The following is an 18,562-nucleotide window of genomic DNA, read 5'->3' on the forward strand; positions in this document are numbered from 1 at the left end:
AGTAGTTTTAGTATTCTTAGATGATTTATTTAAGTTTGACTCGATACAAAATGCGGATATATAGAAAACGAGTTTACTTCATATTTTAATTATTTTAATAGTTGTTGTTATAATTTAATTAATAGGAATTAAAAATCAACTAAGTATCCGAATTAAGTAAGTTAAACATTTAATAATTAAAAGTAAATCAAAATCGGCAGCTTCCTCAATCAATTTTGAGGAAGCGAAAAATGAAATGTTGATCCTTCATAAATTTTGGAAGTAACCCAAATTTTACCGTTATTATGTTCTATAAAATCCTTACAGAGAGAAAGACCGAAACCCGAGCCTTTTTCGCGGTTGGTTCCTTGTCTTACATAATTTCCATTCCCTTCAAAAATTGTTGCCAAATGATTTTCTTCAATTCCGATTCCGTTATCCGAAAGATCAATTTGAATATTGCCGTTTTTCACCGTTCCGCCGATTTCGATTAAGCCGTTGTTTTCGGTGAATTTAATTGAATTGAACATAAGATTTCTTATTACGGTTTTTATCATTTCCAAATCGGCATATGCGGTCAAATTTTCTTCTGTTTTATTGATAATCTGAATATTCTTTTTCTGAAGCTGAAGTTGGCAAATTTTTATATTTTCTTCAACAAGATCGTGTACATTTATTTTTTCGGGTTTAACCTCAATGGAACCCATTTGCATTCTTGCCCAATTAAATAAATTTTCGATAAGATGGAGAAGTGATTTGGAAATATCTTCTATGTTGACGATGCTTTCTTTTAAAGATTCTTTTGAGGATTCTTCAAAATCTTCAAGGATTATTTCAATGTAGGAATTTAACGCACCCATCGGTCCTTTCAAATCATGTGAAACTAATCTGAACAATTTATTTTTAAAATTGTTCAATTCATACAGCTTCAATTCTTGTTCCGATCTAAGCAGAGAATATTTTATAGCTCGCGAAAGAGAATGGGCGTCGAATTTTCCCTTAATTAAATAATCTTGAATTCCGTAATTAACGGCTTTAACCGCTAGATTTTCGTCATCGTTTCCGGATAAAACAATGACGGGTATTTTTTTTGTAAAGTCATTAATAATTTTTATCGTTTCTTCGTTACAGTAATCGGGTAAACCTAAATCAAGAAGTATTAAATTTATTTCTCTACTTTCTATAATTTCAATTCCTTTGGTTAAAGTCCCGGCAATTGAAATCAATTCTTCTTTAAATTTAGAATCAATTAAAAACTGTTTTACCAAAAACGCGTCGCCGGGATTGTCTTCTATTATCAGAATGTTAATGTTCATTATGCGGTTCCCGTTTTTTAGGTGGAAGTTTAACAATGGTAAGCCAAAAATCCTCAATTGATTTCACAACTTTTACAAATTGATTAAAATCCAATGGTTTGCTGATGTAACAATTTGCGTGAAGATCATAACTTCTAATAATATCTTCTTCGGCGCTAGATGTAGTTAACACTACAACCGGAATACTTTTCAATCTCGGATTATTTTTAATTTCCGCCAATATTTCTCTGCCGTCTTTTTTGGGAAGATTTAAATCTAAAAAAACAATATCCGGCGTTTCAGCATTTCTGAAATTACCCGACTTATTTAAAAAATTCATTGCTTCTTCACCATCAACCGCAACATGAAGGTGGTTATTAATTTTACTGTCGCGCAATGCTTCAACTGCCAACGCTCTATCGCCTGGGTTATCTTCAACCAATAATATTTCTACTGCGGTTCCTGTCATATTATTCCTCATAAAATTTAAGTGTAAAATGAATTTTTGTACCTTTTCCTTCAACTGAATCAGCCCAAATTTCACCGCCGTGTCTTTCTATAATCTTTTTACAGATACTCAAACCAATTCCGGTGCCGCTATATTCATCGCGTCTGTGCAGCCTTTGAAAAATTGTAAAAATCCTTTCACTGTAAATATTATTAAAACCTATTCCATTGTCCTCCAAAGTTATTTTAATTTTATCACCGCTTATTTGCATAAACGAAACAGTTATAATTGGGTTAAACCTTGACCGGTATTTCAATGAGTTTTCAAGCAGATTTTGAAAAACTCTTATTATTTGATTTTTATCGCCGAAAATATTCGGCATTTCATCGCTGTAAATTACAGCTCCGTTTTCTTCTATTTTAATTCTTAAATTTTCGATTGCTAAGTTTAATGCGTCTGAAAGTGAGAAAACTTCAAATTCGTCTTCCGTTGTGGAAATACGTGAGAATTTCAGCAGATCGTTAATTAATTCATGCATTCTTAACGCGCCGTCTGAAGCATAATAAATATATTGTTTTCCGGTTGCGTCTATTAAATCGTAGTATTTTTTCTCTAATAATTGTGTAAAGCTGTGTACCATTCTTAATGGTTCCTGAAGATCGTGCGAAATTACATAAGCGAATTGTTCCAGCTCTTTGTTAGATTTCCTTACTTCTTTTAATGAACTTTCAAGTTCCACTTCGTAATCTTTTTGCTTTGAAATATCTATCGCGATTTTGAACAGCAAATCCCTTCCGTCCGTCCATTTAATAAGTTTATTTGTTATTTGAAAATATCTATTCAGCTTTTCATTTTTATATTCAAAAGTCATTTCATTAATGATTTCATTTTTAAGATCATCCATACTCTTAATAGTAGGAATTTGAAATCCGTAAAATTTTTTGTGGAATTTTAAGCCAATAGGATTAAAACCGATTAGATCCGCGGTATATTTATTTACAAAAACTATTTCCGATTTTTGAAGATCTATTACCAAAAGAATTTCCGGAAAAGCATTTAAAATTGACTCAAATTGTTTCCAGTGAGTTTCAAGTTCAATTTGTGCTTTTTTAAGTTTAGTAATATCGGTATGTGCTCCAAACAATCGGGTAATTTTTCCATTTTCATCTTTAACAACTGCAGCTTTGCTGTGAATATAAATATAATGTCCATCTTTGTGCCTGAATCTAAAATCAAGTTCAAAATTACCTTCACCATGCTCAACAAATTCTTTAACTTTTTGCTGCATGTATTCGCTTTCTTCCGGATGTAAATGTTTAATCCACGAACCGAAGTCGTTTTTAATTTCATCTTCATTATATCCGATCTGTTTTTTCCATTCGGCTGAATAAAAAACTTCATCGGTTAGAATATTCCAGTCCCAAATTCCGTACTCGGTTGCTTTGGATGCTAACGTATATCTTTCTTCGGACTTTATTAAATTTTCACGATATTTTTTTAATTCTATTTCTGTTAATTTTTTATTGCAGAAATCTTTCCAAATTACAATTGAAGCAATAATTTTGCCCGATTTATTTTTAAAAAAACTTTTATTCAACGCAATGTTTAATAATGAATTGTCTTTTTTTATTACTTTAATTTCGTCATTGTTAATGCTGCTCTCTGATTTGGCAGTTCTATCTAAATTGTTTTGAGCGGAATTATGGTAAAAATTATGCACCGATTTTCCTATTCTTTCTGAATGGGAATAACCGGTTACTTCGTATACCTTTTGAGAACATTCGATTATTGTATCATCATTTGAATCGAGCAGCAGACACATCTCTGGCAAATTTAAAAAGATTGATTTATAAGCAAAGGATTCTGAATTTAATAATTGTATTAAAGAATTGGGGGTAAGATTTGATTTACTGCCTTTAAGTTTTGGCATAAATTGAATATTCCAATACTTAAATTAAAAATATGTAAAAAAATTAATAAATGCACATAACTTGAAAATTAATTTCAAGAATATTTAAATAATATCCAGCGTTAGTAATTTCCAAATAAAAGGGGAGTGAGTAAATAATTCTATTTATAATTTTATTTAAGATAGAGTAACGTATATTTTTATTTATAGCAATTTTCAATTGCCGTTAATCTCGCAACACCCAAAGCTCCTGAACTATTTGACAGTGAAGAAATTTGGAATTGAACATTTTTATTTAGTTGAGTTAACGAATGTTTCATTGCGTTGCTTTTGGCAATATCTAAAATGTAGCTTGCAACCTGTGTAAAGGTTCCTCCAATAATAATTTTTTCCGGATTGAAAATATTTATCAGCATCGCTATTCCGATTCCCAAATATTTACCGGCTTCCTCTAAAATTTCAATTGAAAATTGATCGCCTTTATTTGCCGCTTTAAGAATATCGAGAGCCTCAATTTTATTCGGATCGGTAATATTATTTAAAATCATTGATGATGCGCCGCCGGAAATTTTATCCCTTACTTTTTTAGTAATGGCTCTTCCCGAAGAAACGGTTTCAAGACAGCCGATCTTTCCGCAGTAACAAAGTTCGCCATTTGGAATTACCGGAATATGACCAAATTCGCCGCAGTACGAGTCTTTTCCATAATAAAGTTCGCCGTTAAAAATAATTCCCAAACCCAAACCCCATCCAAAGTTTAAATACAGCGCATTTTTTAAGTCGGTATATTTACCGTAATATATTTCACCCAATGCCATTGATTTAACGTCATGCTCAATTCTTACGATATTTTTAAATTGTTCGGAAAAGTATTCTTGAATTGTCTTGTTTTCAAGTTTAAGGTAAGTTTCGCTTGTACCCATTATACTGTTTACTATTCCGGGAATTGAAACTCCGATGCCCATTAGTTTAGACTTAGGAATTTTTACTTCGCGCAGAATTTGATTTATATTAATGCCGAGTTTGTTTGCGACTTCCTTTGTATCCAACTGAAGCAGGGTAGGAATATGATTTTCAAATATCTTTTTTTGTGAATAATCCAATACAACAAAATTTGTATGAATTCTTCCTAAGTCTATTCCCAAAAAATAACCATACGCGCTGTTCAATTTGAATTTTTGAGAAGGGCGTCCCATTGCCGCAATATTATCGGAATCTATTTCTATTACAATGTTGGATTCCTTCATTAGGTTAATAGTTTCTGTAACCTTAGGAAGACTTTGATTTGCTTTTTTTGTAATCTCCGCAAGTGTCATCTTTTCATTATTCATCAAAATTTTAATTATCTCAATTATTCTCTCGTTTCTCTTTTGTTTTATAAGTGTCATAGTAAATCCAAATTATATTTTAATTTATTAAAAAAAATCTATAAAACGTTATATCTGTGCAAAATATTTAGTTAAAGCAAAAAACATAATAAAAATTTTATAATGTACTATGCAATATAAAAAATAATTTGTAAAATACTGATAAAGAATATAAAATAATTACGGTTGATAAAAAGTGAGTAAAATAAAAATATTATTCAACTTACAGATATTTATAATCTTAATACTCGCGGAAGTTTTCACTTCATGCGATTCAACCGACCCATTATTCGATAAATATACGCCTTCCGGAACCTATACTATTAATTGGAATGATCTGCCTAAGATAAATGATAATACAAGTTTAAGATTGGGCGGATTTGTGGGACTTTTTTACAAAGAGAACAGAACATTTTATACTATTACTGATAGAGGTCCCGTAAATCAAAGTTTAGATGAAAACGGATCAAGGACATATTTTGAAGTTCCAGAATTTATTCCTTCAATAATAGAGCTAGAATTACAGGACGATAACACAGTTAAGGTTGTTAAACAAATAGCAATAACAAATCCTGCCGGAACTTCAATTACCGGGCTTTTACCTTCCGATAGTTGGAACAGTGATGAAGAGATCAACAGTCCGAATCCGACTGAAGACGACTGGGGGATATTCCCCGGCGGTGTTTTGTTCGATATTAAAAATAATTTCTTTTGGATTGCCGAACAATATAATCCGGCGTTAATGCAAATTACATATGACGGTCAGTGGGTAAGAAGAATTAGACCGGGAGAAGGATTGAGAAGAGCGCTCGGCAATCAGACCGTTGACGGCGGATTTACCGGAATAGATTTTTACGGAGAAGATCATTTAGTTACGGTTAACGGAAGATGTTTGGAAAATAATCATATTGCCGGAGATAAAGCCGGGTCTATGAACTATGCTATGCGCAGAGTAAATATCTATAATTTAAAATCCAATACTGATATTTCAATGATCTATAATGTTGAACCTCAAAGCATGGATGGAATTCCAGAGCAATTTGTTTTTCTTGGCGATATAGCCGCGGTTAATGATACTTCTTTTTTGGTTACTGAATTTGCCGAATTTAACGGATCGACGAGAAATTTACTCTTTATGCTCAGCACTAATGACAGTACAACTAAGGCATTAGTCGGATTAGAAGGAATTTTGGGAAAAACAATTGAAACCCTTACAGTAAAAGAAAGAAAAGACAATAAAATAAAACCCGTTAATAAAAAACTTATATATGATTTAAGCGTGACGAAAATTAAACGTCCGGAAGGAATTGCCATAATTAATAAAAATACAATTGCGGTAATCGGTAACAATAAATACGGAATTATAGATGGCGATCCGACAAATGGAAATTACGGATTAAACAAAGATCCGATTTATTTGGAAATAATTAAACTGCCCAATGATTTGGAATTATAAATTACGACCGCATAATATGAAAAAAGCAAAACAAAATTTAAAATTAACTTTTATCATTCTGTCAATTGCTGTGATTGTTTCTTCATGCAATATGGTTTCACCTGAAGACGTAAAAAGCAGCGGAAGAATAAAAGTCAATTTGATATTTAAGTCAACGGGCGAAATAAACATTGCGGATAAAGATATATTAATTACACAAGCAAGAGATTTCAAAGTATTTAAAGGTGAAAATTATGCCGACGTTTTCCAAAATCCTAATCAATTTTTAGAATATACCGATAGCATAGTTACTTTTAATTTATTAAAAGCCGCAAAAAATGAATCTGTTATTCAAGTTGCTTACGGCTCAGTTCCGCCGCTTTCGTATGACAGTCTGCTATTCCAGATTGCGCCTTCAAATTTTTTAATTCTTGAAAATGAAAATTATCCGCTTACAACAAACTACAATGAATTAAGTATCGAAAATAATTTTACCAAAGTAGTTAGAATTAAAAATAGCCTGATTGTAAATGAGAATAAAACAACAACAATAAATATTGAATTTAAAGTTGAAGATTTGGTGTTTAGAATTTTAGATGATTTTGTGTTTAGCGCAAAAGTAGATACTTTCTATGTTTCTAACGAATGAGGAATAGATGAGGATTTCAATTGCCAAAATAATAGTTTTGCTTCTTATCATTTCCGCTGTAACACTTTTTTACAGCTGCAATGATGAAATTAACGGTAACGAATATCCGGTTATTCCTCCCGCAACAGAAATTATTAATATTCCTGTAGCCAATACTTTGGATAATCCTTACTCTCCGATATTAAAAGTCGGCTGGAAAGGTATAAGCGATAACGCCATTATAGACGGATTTTGGGTAAGCTGGAAAACACATTACTTAATACTCGATCAAGTAAATGTTCAAGAACCGTACTTTACAAAAGATGTGACTCAAACAATCGCGTTTCCTTCCGCTGATAGCATCAATAAACAAATACTTTATGTTAAAGCTCAAGATAAATTCGGCAATGTTGACCCAATTGGAGATAGCGTAATTTTTTATACAAAAAGAACTTTACCTCCTAACACATTTATCAGCTATCCTCAAAACAATAGTTCATTATTTCTGCAGCAAAAATCTTCAATAACTTGGAAAGGCGCTAAAATAATTTGTTCGGCAAACACCAATATTGGAGAAATAAAGGATTATACGATCAAAGTTGATAACGGAAACTGGAGCGGCTGGCAGAAAGAACCAATCTTTTATTTGACAGAGGATTTATCAATCGGCGTAAATTCCGGAATTCATAAAATTTCAGTCAAATCCAGAAATACAGCGTTGGTTGAAGATGATACTCCCGCTGAAATCAATATTAATTTTGTAACTCCGACGCATGAAAAAGAGTGGCTGATTGTAGATGGAACTGCTAATCAGAGCGGTTCAACCGAACGACCGAATGATGTTCAAGTCGATGAGTTCTATCAAGAATTACTTTCCGGAATTAATTTTGATACCTGGGATATTGCAAACCAAGGTAAACTTTCCCGCGAAACAATGGGTAAATACAAATATGTTCTTTGGCACAGCGATGATCATAGAAGTACGGATCTGACGAAATACACCGGCTTAATTTCAGACTATCTCAATACAAAAGGAAGACTGCTTTTATCGGGCTGGAATTATTATTCATATTTCCAAAATAATACCGAATGGCTGGACAGTACTTCGATATATGGAAATATTCTCACCGATTATTTTCATATTAAAAACGCTTCAACAATTGAAGACGCTTTATTGGATAGTATTGTTGTGAAAACTCAAGATAATCTCGACACTAAATTTGCCGTTGATTCGTTAAAACTATTTTCTTTTAGAAAAGGTTTGTACAAAGTAATAAATTTTACCGGACTAGGAGCTTTTACTACGCCGATTTTCAGATATCATACCGCTGATACAACTGAGTCAAACTTTAACGATTCGGTTATCGGCTTTGGTTATCATAATTCGGAATATCAGATAGTAATTTCAGGATTTCCGTTTTATTATATGGAGGCTGAAGCAGCCAAAAAAATATTCGGAAACGCTAAAGAATTTTTAGAAAAAAAATTTCCTTATTAAAAATTAGGTTGAAGTAATTTTGAAATATATGGATAAGAATTGATGAGAAAGTATTTTTACTATATAACGTTGTCGCTTTTAATTTTCAGCTTCAACAAGTTAATACAAGCCGCAGATTACGGTGAAATTGTCGGAGTTGTAATTGATAAAGAAACCGGCGAACCGCTTCCGTTTGCTAACGTTATGATATTAAATACTACGCTTGGAGCCGCTACAGACCAAAACGGAAAATATAGAATAAGTCAAATTCCCGCGGGCAATTATTCTGTTCAAGCAAAATTTATTGGTTACAACAGCGTAACAATTCAAAATGTAAGAGTTTCGTTGAATAGAATAACAAATTTACCATTTGAGCTTAGCAGCGAATCGCTTAAAATTGATGACGTTGTTGTGCAGGCAACAAGACCTGCAGTTGATGTGGAAGTTGCAAGCAGCGCAAAAATGATCACTTCAGAAGATATACAAAATATGCCGGTTGTTACAAATGTTAAAGATTTAGTTGCGTTACAATCGGGCGTTGTAAAAGACGGCGCGAACATACATATCCGCGGCGGAAGGAGTGATGAAGTTTTGTATTTAATAGACGGCGTTCCGGCAAAAAATCCTATTACCGGAGTCGCTTCGGTTGAAATCGATGTTAATCAAATTGAAGAAGTGGAAATTTTAACCGGCGGATTTGATGCCGAATACGGCAATGCCAACAGCGGGGTAATAAATATTATAACAAAGACGGGAAGAGAAAAACTTTCCATGGATGCGGTGTTAAAAACGGATGAACTTTTCGGCAATTCATTATCAACCAATTATGATTATACATATTTTGGATTAAACGGACCCATTCCTTTTCTCTCAAATTCCGGCTTTACTGTTTCCACCCATTTGGAAATGGATGACACATATTATAAAATAGGCGGCGGCTACGGCCACACAAATATGCTGGGCATTAATATTAACGATAAGCAGTATGGAAATTATGGAATTATGGCTCAGATTCATTATCAGCCGTGGAAAGATTTCAGAATAAAACTTCAAGGTCAATTCGATAGAAACAGCAACAAGGCATATAACTGGGCTTGGTCGCAAATACCGGACGCTTTGCCCGTAACAAAAGGCGAATCCGATAGAATTAATATGATAATCGGCCACACTTTAACAAAGGATTCTTATTACAATCTTTCTGTTTCATATCAGAAAGGAAACAGCAAAACAGCTTTGCTCGGTTTGAATTCTCCCGTTGACGCGTTTCAATTTATTTCTACATATTTTTATTATGACGGTACTGTAATTCCACAAGATGAAATTGCAGATATTTTGGCTAACAATCCTGATCTGATTGATTTCTCAAAGACTAAAAGCGAATATAAAAGACCCGATCTAACTTATGATTATGATAACGACGGATTTATTGATGTAGGTACATACCAAAATTACTATCAAAATGATTACAGTACTTTAAATGTTGATTTTGATTATACTCACTTTGTGGGTGTTCATAAAATCAAAGGCGGATTTGAATTTAATTATCAAAAAGTAAATCAGTTGGAAATTGAAAATTACGGTCAATACTTTCCTTATAGAGATACTATTCCCGGACCATATCCGCAATACGGAACAAAGAGATGGTTTTTTGATGATAATATTTTAAATGGCGCTTTTTATGTTCAAGATAGAATTGAATATGCCGGAATGTTTTTAAATATTGGAATTAGAGCCGATATTTTTAAGCATGGCGACATTGTTAATGATAAAGACTTTATTGCTCAATTCAACAATTCGACGGGAAAAGATATAAACAGTTTTAAAAAATTCAAAACAGTTTGGAGTCCCAGAGTCGGTCTCTCAATTCCTGCGGATAAAGACACAAAATTATTTTTTAATTATGGTTATTTTATTCAGTCGCCAAGTTTCGGAGAATTATACCGAGATCCTTTCTTAACGGCGGTTGTTGGCAATCCCGATCTTGATCCCAGAAAATCTATTAACTACGAAGTGGGAATGGAAACCGAATTCATAAAAAATTACGTTTTAAATATCAAATTATACGGAAGAGACAATTCCGGTGATATTGGATTTAGGCAAACCGAAACGATTCCCGCGCGCTCAATTTATGAAAATATAGGATTCGGTTCATCTCGCGGTTTTGAAATAGAATTCAGAAAAGTTTATAGCGATTATTTTTCTCTAACCGCAAATTACACTTATCTGCTTGCTCGCGGTTTTGATTTAACCGCGTTGGATAATTACGAGCTTGGAAACACAATTCCGCCTTCGGTTAGAGAACAAAGAGTATCTTGGGATAAAAACCATACTGTAAAGTTATTGGCGAATTTTGAAATTATGGAAAATGATCAGCTTGATATATTCGGCTATCCGCTTACTGACTTCGGAATTTATTTTTTGGTTCAAGGTGTAATGGGAAGACCATATACACCGATCATTCCTGGCGCGATTTATATTGAGGCAAATTCAAAAGACGGTCCCGGTGAACTTTATGTTGATGCGACAATTCACAAAGGATTTGATCTTTTCGGAATGAGGACTATTTTATTCATCGAAGCAAAGAATATTTTCGGCATTCAGAATATTAATTTCGGATCCGGTTTTAATGCCAGAACCGGCGACGTGTATAATCTTGGAGATTTGGAAGGACAGACACAAAAATATTTAACTCAGCATCAAATAGAATTTTTGCGCGCTAACGAAGCTTATACTCCAGACCTCAATCTTAGATTGGGATTGAAATTGTATATCAAATAAAATTGGAAACGGTTAATGAATTTTAAATTAATTTTTAAATTTATCATATTTATTGGATTTTCTGTATTGCCGAATTTGTTAAATGGGCAAGGAGAAATTTTTCCGCCAGCAAATCTCCAATTTAAAAAACACAATATAAATATGCTTCATGTTACCGTTACAAATTATGGCTCAGGAGTTCCTACATACAATACCAATGATAATGTCGGTATCGTTTTTAATTATCCTCCCGGATCGAATCAGGAACTTACAAAGGTTAGCGGTAATTGGCTTGGCGCGGTTGTAGAAGGAGACACGCTTGTAACGCAATTTGCCGATTATGAAGCTGTAGGCGGAGGCGGCAGAGGTGAAAGATTTGAAGTTTTCCCCAGATTTAATAAAAACGATACAATATACGTAAAGTCGGTTTTTGATGACATTCCGGCTGACGCGGAAAGCAAATATTTTTTTAATGATGACGGTTTATTGGACCGAAGATATTTACCCAAATCACCTCAAGATTATATCTGCCAATATTGGGATAACAAAATTGTTTTTGGAGTTAACCAAGCTCCTGAAATTTTAGAAGACCATGTGCCGCTTAACGCGAGAATTATTCAAAGATCATTCGGCTACGATTTTTTTCTTTATGATAAAATAATTTTTACCGAATTCATAATTATTAATGAAGGTACAAAAGTTTGGAACGATATCTTTTTTGTTCAATACAATGATGTTGATTTAAAAACGGACGTAAATATTTCTTCGGTCGGTGATGATTATGCCTTGTTCGACGAAAAAAGAAGAATGATAATTTGGGGCGACATGCCGGGCGGACCCGATGGAACAATGATTGAAGATACCAGAAAAGCTTATCGTTTGGTAGGAGCTCCCGCGGATGTAAACGGAAATTCAATCAAACCGAGTTTTATGCATTGGGTTCATTCTGAAGATGTTAGTAATGATAGAGAAGCTTATGCCAGAATCAGCAGAAATAAAATACAGCCTGATATGTCTTCTGAAATTCCTACAGGCTCGAGTACGCGAGGTATTTTTAGCGTTGGACCTTTCGGACCCACACAGCCTAATGATACGATTAGATTTGTAATGGCAACAATTGCCGGTTACGGTTATGATGAAATAATAAAATATGCCGATGCTGCAAAAACATTATATGATTCTGATTTCAGAGTTCCGCTTTCTCCTCCTCCTCCAATTTTTACACTCAATTCTAAAAAAGGAAAAATAATTATCAATTGGGAATGGAAAGATGAATATTCCGGAACAAATCCCGAAGACTTTGAAGATAAATCCAGAAACGACGGAATTATACAAGATTTTGAAGGATATAGAATTTACAAGAGTTCAACAGGTCCTAACGGTCCTTGGGAACTTTTGGCAGAGTACGATAAAGTAGACGGCTTTGGCTACGATACCGGCTTGCAGTATGAGTTTGAAGATGAAGGACTTGTAAACGGTATTAGATATTGGTATTCAATTACATCGTATGATTTGCCGGAAGAAGTCAGTGATCAGTTGACAATTCCTTCTTTGGAGAGTCCTAAAATTCTTTCAACGGTAATGGGAATACCGGCGATTGCAAAAGGAGATATAGATGAGGATGAAGTTTTTGTTGTTCCAAATCCGTACAGAGGCGATTTAGATTATTCGCAGGATCCCGCTTGGGAATACTCAACTCAGCCCGGCAGAAGTGAATGGTTTGAAATTGACAGAAGAATCGCATTTATGAATTTACCCACTAAATGTAAAATTACAATTTTTACAATTGCCGGTTATGAAGTTAAATCAATCGATTTTCAGCAAGATAGCGGATCGCCAATTGCGTATTGGAATCTGCTAAATAAAAATAACCATACCGTAGCAAGCGGACTTTATTATTTTGTTGTTGAGGAACCCGGCGGTAAAAGTCAAATCGGTAAATTCGTAATTGTAAAGTAGAGCGTATAAATCATGAATCAAATGAAAAAAAATATATACATAATGATTTTTTGCGTTATAAATATTTTAATTTATAACAGATTATTGAATGCTCAGACTTTCAACAAACCCGGAGTAACATCCGCGCAATTTTTAAAAATTGGAATATCTGCTCGGGCAGAAGCAATGGGGCAGTCGGTTGCCTCATTTATTGATGATGCTTCGGCATCATATTATAATCCTTCAGGATTGATGAACATAAAAGATAATAACGTTTTTATCGGTTATACATTTATGCCCGCGGATGTCGGCTTATCATTTTTAAGCTATTCAAAAAGAGTTTCCGATAACGATGCTTTTGCGCTATCGGTAATAGCTTTAAGGACAGATGAAATGAAAATAAGGACAGTACTTCGTCCCGAAGGAACAGGCGAAACATTCCACGTTGGCGAATATGCATTCGGACTTCACTATGCGCATAATTTTACTGAAGATCTAAAAATTGGATTTACGTTTAGATATCTTCGTATGAATCAAGTAAGCGATAGATTTTCAGAAGGAAGCTGGTCGGCTGATATGGGAATTCAATACGATACCGGCTTGGAAGGATTACTTGAAGGATTAAAAATAGGTATGGTGGTTGATAATTTTGGACCTGAAATAAAATTTGTGAATGAAAGTTATGGACTTCCACTCAAGTATGTAATCGGATTTTCAAAACCAATAAATATTAATTCGTACAACAATTTACTCGTTGCGTTTAACTGGGTAAAATCAATTGATGAGAAACAAAAAGCTCACCTTGGAATAGAATATTCTTTTATTGATTTCATTTATTTAAGAAGCGGTTATAAATTTGAATCCGATTCGGAATCATGGAGCGGCGGATTCGGAGTTATGCAGAAACTTTATGATGCAAATATAAAACTTGATTATTCTTACAGCGATTTTGCTTTACTTGGAGCTCTGCATAGAATTACAGCAAGTATTGTTTTCTAGAAATATATTATATAAACCATAAATATGAGGTACAAATGAGAAAAATAACTTTACTTCAATTTAAATTTATCATAGGTCTTATTTTTGGATTTGTGAGTTTAAATTTTGCACAAAACGTTGGAGATGTCGCGCAGAACTACGGTTTTGAAGATGGTGTCGGCGCCGACAATGTCCCTACTGGCTGCAGTTTTGACGATTACAATGGAAATGGTTCATTCGTTTTGGATCAAACGGTATTTCATTCAGGCGCTGCTTCAGGTTTGTTAAAAGGAACAGACGCAAATGCGGTAAGTTTGGATTCATACTTACCAAATATTGCTTCGGCAAATAAAGGTGATGTATATTCATTGAGCATTTGGATCAAAACGGATATGACCGATGGCGTTATCGCTATTCAGGATTACAGTTTTGCTTTGTACGAAGAACACGAAGTTACCGCAACAGATTGGACCGAATATACTGCTGAGTTTTCCGCGGCTGAAACCGGAAATTCTGGCGTTAGTATTGGATTTTATGGCAGCGGTAAAGTATGGATTGATGACTGCGTAATTACACTAACAAAAAAAGTTTACAATATAGGAGATATACTTCAAGTTTATGGATTTGAAGACGGAGTTGATGCTGGCAATGTTCCGACGGGCTGCAGTTTGGATGACTATAACGGAAATGCCGAATTTATACTCGATGAAACAATTTATCATACCGGCGGCGCTTCCGGATTGCTTAAAGCGCAAGATAATGCAAGTGAAGTAAGTTTGGATTCTTACCTGCCGAATATTGACGGAGTTGAAAAAGGCGCTACTTATTCATATAGTGTATGGCTTAAAGCTGATGTAACAAGTGGTGAATTTGCCGTGCAGATTGTTCCGCAATGGGATTATTATGGTAACGATCCTGCAGTTACAGATTGGGTGGAATATACCGGAACATTTGAAGCAGCTAAAGACGGTGAAAGCGGAATCGCAATTGGGTTATACGGCACCGGAAAAATTTGGATAGATGATGTTACAATTACAAAATTGACTGAAGCTCCACCGGCAATACCTAATGACGTGGTTGCAAATCCAAGTTTTGAATTGCCGAACGAAGCAGGTGATTCTCCAATTAATTGGCAAGTTGAAGCTTGGGGTTCGGGTTCTACTGAGATTGGTTTTGTTGGAAACGATACGGCTCGATATATTTGGGATAATACAGTTTCACATACGGGAGAATATTCGGGTAAAATTCAGGTTACTCAAGCCGATATTGACCAAGGTTCAATGGATGCGGGCTGGCGTACACAAACTTTGGAATTCTTATCAGGCGGAATATATGAGCTAAAATATTGGGCAAAAACCGCCAACTTTGCAAAAGGTAACAGATTTAGAATCAGTATCGGATATAATAATGTAGATTTGACTCAAATTCTTGTAAATAGTGATTGGGTTGAAGTAAAAGACACAATTTTATTTCCCACCGATCAGGATGAAAACGGCTGGAGAAATCAAATGAGATTCAGATTAAGTGGACCAGCTATTGCTGATACTATGGCTGAAGCATGGGTCGATGATGTTAATTTTACACTTTTAGGAATGCAGGCATTACAATTGGATTCTGTTGTTGCTATCAGACAGCTTGACAATTCAGTTAAATTAACCTGGCCTGTAAGCAAAGATGTTACCGGAGCAACTTATCACATTTTAATGCAGCCGACAAGCATAAACGGAATATTTGAAAAGAATCTGCTCAACAACCCCGGTTTTGAAACTCCTAATTCTGATGGATCCGCACCTCAGGATTGGACATTCCAAGATTTTGCAAACGGAACAGCCGCTGCCGCTGTTGGGGAATGGCCTGCTGCTGAAACTTATTCGGAAGGCGGCGACTTTAGCGTATACGTAGGTGAAATGACAGCACACGATGGTGTTGGTATAAAAGCAAGATGGTATCAGACTTATGAAAGAAGTAAATTATCCAGATCGCAAGCTTATTTATACGGAGCAATAGTAAAATATTCAGACGTTGTTCCTAATCAAGATCCAATATTAAGTGATATACATCCGGCGGGTCAATATTACAATAGCGGAGTTAATATTTGGTATGACAGAAGTGAATTTGAATTTCAAAATACTTCCTTGCTTGAATTAGGATTCTCAACACCAATCGGTACATCTGAAGGGTGGGAAATGGTTTCGTTCCCAATCGTTTATGATCAGGCGCAAACTCGTCATAGATTCGGAATCGGAATTGGTCAGCTTGCAGCTTCTTACGGAAACGCGTATATTGATAATACATTCGTTGTTCCATTCGACGTAGTTGGTTCAACAAGCGCTACAACGTATACAATTGAAAATGTTCCGGCAGATGTAAAATATTTCGCAGTTTATGTTGAAGACGGTTCGGGCAGTTTAATTGCATCACCCGCAAAAATAACCGTTGATAAATCAAGTCTTGTAGCTGTTGAGGATACACAATTACCGGTTGAATTCAGTTTGGAACAAAATTATCCAAATCCGTTCAACCCAAGTACAACTATAAAATTCGGATTGAAAGTTGATTCTGACGTTTCTCTGAAAATATTCAATATTCTTGGTCAGGAAGTTACAACTTTAATAAATAAAAAAATGAAAGCTGGTTATAATAATATTCAATTTAATTCAGCCAATTTATCAAGCGGTGTTTATTTTTACAGAATGGAAGCAAACGGCGTTAATGGACAAAAATTTGTTTCTGTTAAAAAAATGATGTTCCTAAAATAGTTTTTTTTATTTACTGATAAACAGTAATCGATTGAGGCAGGGAAATCCGGCCTCAATTTTAATTAACTGAATAATCAAATAATTAAAAGTAAAACACCTTTATTGACTAATGTTTCTTAATTAGGATTGTTGTGTTTTAAAATTTTTATTCAAATAATGAACGGTGTAATAATGAAATCTTTTAACAGACGCGATTTCCTTAAAACTGCGGCAATTTCCGGAATTGGTTTAACTATGGCCCCAAGTTTTGCAAAAGCCGATGAAAAAATAAAATTTCAAAGATCAAAACCGAATGGTAAAGTAAATATCGCTTTCATCGGTGTCGGCTTGCGTGGTAGAGACCACGTTGATAATATTGCAAAAAGAAAGGATGTTGAAATTACGGCAATTTGCGATTTAGATAAAAATGCGCTTGAAGAGACTCAAAAAATTCTTAGAGATCATTCAAGAAAGGAAGCCGCAACGTTTACCGGTGATGAATACGCATTTATGAAATTATTGGAACGCGATGATGTTGACGGTGTAATTATCGCTACACCATGGCTTTGGCACACAAGAATGGCTGTTGCAGCAATGAAAGCCGGTAAATTTCCCGGCATTGAAGTTAGCGCCGCAAATACAATTGATGAATGTTGGGATTTGGTAAACACTTCCGAGGAAACCGGAATTCCATGTATGCTGCTTGAAAATGTTTGCTTTGCCAGAGAAGCAATGGCAGTTCTAAAAATGATAAGAGAAGGAGTTTGGGGTGAATTAGTTCACGCAACTTGCGGATATCGGCATGATTTACGTGAAGTCAAATTCAATGACGGAAAACAGCCTTACGGCGGAGGAGTTGAATTTGGTGATAAAGGATTTTCCGAAGCTAAATGGAGAACTAAACATTCACTTTTGCGTAATGGTGATATTTATCCAACACACGGAATTGGTCCGGTTGCCGAATGGTTTGATATAAACCGCGGTAATAGATTCGTATCATTGACTTCAACTGCAACAAAATCAATTGGTCTCCATAATTATATTGTAAACCATCCAAAGGGCGGTGAAGATCATCCGAATGCAAAATTAGAATGGAAACTTGGTGATATAATTACATCGGTAATAAAAACAGCCAAAGATGAAACTTTAATTGTTACACACGATACAAATCTGCCTCGTCCATATTCATGGGGATTTACTATGCATTCGGCAAAAGGTGTTTGGGATGGTCAATTTGAAGGGAAGAGGTTTTATTTGGAAGGAAAATCAAAACCTCATACATGGACTGAAGGTGATGAATATGATAATCTTATGAAAAGTTATGATCATCCGCTATGGAAGAAAGAAGAAGAAGAAGCAGAAGGAGCCGGACACGGCGGTATAGATTATTTTACCGATCAAGCGTTTGTTGATAGCGTAAAAAATATGGTTCAGCCGCCAATTGATGTTTATGACGCGGCTGCGTGGAGCGCCATTACACCGCTTTCCGAAGCGTCAATTGCAAGCAACAGTTCTCCTCAATTTTTCCCTGATTTTACTCGAGGCAGATGGATGACCAATAAAAGAATTTTCGGCTTAACAGATTAAAATTATGCCTCCCAAATGAGGTTTGT

General features: G+C 34.7%; 12 protein-coding genes. 8 read left to right on the top strand and 4 right to left on the bottom strand.

Annotated features, from left to right (window positions below):
* Positions 1-209 precede the first annotated feature (209 nt).
* The 4 genes from IPK06_04600 to IPK06_04615 form a co-directional block, all read right to left on the bottom strand.
* A complete protein-coding gene (locus IPK06_04600; GenBank protein ID MBK7979284.1) occupies positions 210-1,295 on the bottom strand; it encodes a hybrid sensor histidine kinase/response regulator in 1,086 nt (361 codons plus the stop codon).
* Positions 1,285-1,755: a response regulator gene (locus tag IPK06_04605; GenBank protein ID MBK7979285.1), complete on the bottom strand. Its 471-nt coding sequence runs from the start codon at positions 1,753-1,755 to the stop codon at positions 1,285-1,287. Before IPK06_04605 ends, IPK06_04600 begins: the two co-directional genes overlap by 11 nt.
* Entirely contained in the window at positions 1,745-3,652 is a 1,908-nt protein-coding gene (locus IPK06_04610; protein ID MBK7979286.1) for a PAS domain-containing protein, read from the bottom strand. The genes IPK06_04605 and IPK06_04610 overlap by 11 nt, the downstream gene beginning before the upstream one ends.
* Positions 3,653-3,831: 179 nt before the next feature.
* Positions 3,832-5,019, bottom strand: coding sequence for an ROK family protein (locus IPK06_04615; GenBank protein MBK7979287.1), 1,188 nt, complete (start codon positions 5,017-5,019; stop codon positions 3,832-3,834).
* A gap of 175 nt (positions 5,020-5,194) precedes the next feature.
* Between IPK06_04615 and IPK06_04620 the strand changes: the two genes are divergently transcribed.
* From IPK06_04620 to IPK06_04655, 8 genes are all read left to right on the top strand, one after another.
* On the top strand, positions 5,195-6,454 hold the full coding sequence (locus IPK06_04620) for an esterase-like activity of phytase family protein (GenBank protein ID MBK7979288.1): 1,260 nt from the start codon (positions 5,195-5,197) through the stop codon (positions 6,452-6,454).
* Between the two features lie 16 nt (positions 6,455-6,470).
* Positions 6,471-7,082, top strand: a complete 612-nt coding sequence (locus IPK06_04625) for a hypothetical protein (GenBank protein MBK7979289.1) — start codon at positions 6,471-6,473, stop codon at positions 7,080-7,082.
* Between the two features lie 7 nt (positions 7,083-7,089).
* Entirely contained in the window at positions 7,090-8,559 is a 1,470-nt protein-coding gene (locus IPK06_04630) for a hypothetical protein (GenBank protein MBK7979290.1), read from the top strand.
* A 42-nt stretch (positions 8,560-8,601) separates the two neighbouring features.
* On the top strand, positions 8,602-11,316 hold the full coding sequence (locus IPK06_04635) for a TonB-dependent receptor (GenBank protein ID MBK7979291.1): 2,715 nt from the start codon (positions 8,602-8,604) through the stop codon (positions 11,314-11,316).
* A 15-nt stretch (positions 11,317-11,331) separates the two neighbouring features.
* Positions 11,332-13,254 carry a hypothetical protein gene (locus IPK06_04640; protein ID MBK7979292.1) on the top strand — a complete coding sequence of 641 codons (1,923 nt, stop codon included), beginning with the start codon at positions 11,332-11,334 and terminating at the stop codon, positions 13,252-13,254.
* A 21-nt stretch (positions 13,255-13,275) separates the two neighbouring features.
* Positions 13,276-14,232 (top strand): PorV/PorQ family protein, encoded by a 957-nt coding sequence (locus IPK06_04645; protein ID MBK7979293.1) that lies wholly within the window; start codon positions 13,276-13,278, stop codon positions 14,230-14,232.
* Positions 14,233-14,267: 35 nt separating this feature from the next.
* Positions 14,268-16,970, top strand: coding sequence for a T9SS type A sorting domain-containing protein (locus tag IPK06_04650; GenBank protein ID MBK7979294.1), 2,703 nt, complete (start codon positions 14,268-14,270; stop codon positions 16,968-16,970).
* Between the two features lie 171 nt (positions 16,971-17,141).
* A complete protein-coding gene (locus IPK06_04655) occupies positions 17,142-18,536 on the top strand; it encodes a Gfo/Idh/MocA family oxidoreductase (protein MBK7979295.1) in 1,395 nt (464 codons plus the stop codon).
* Positions 18,537-18,562 lie beyond the last annotated feature (26 nt).

This window comes from Ignavibacteriota bacterium (assembly GCA_016713565.1).
Classification (GTDB): Bacteria; Bacteroidota; Ignavibacteria; order Ignavibacteriales; family Melioribacteraceae.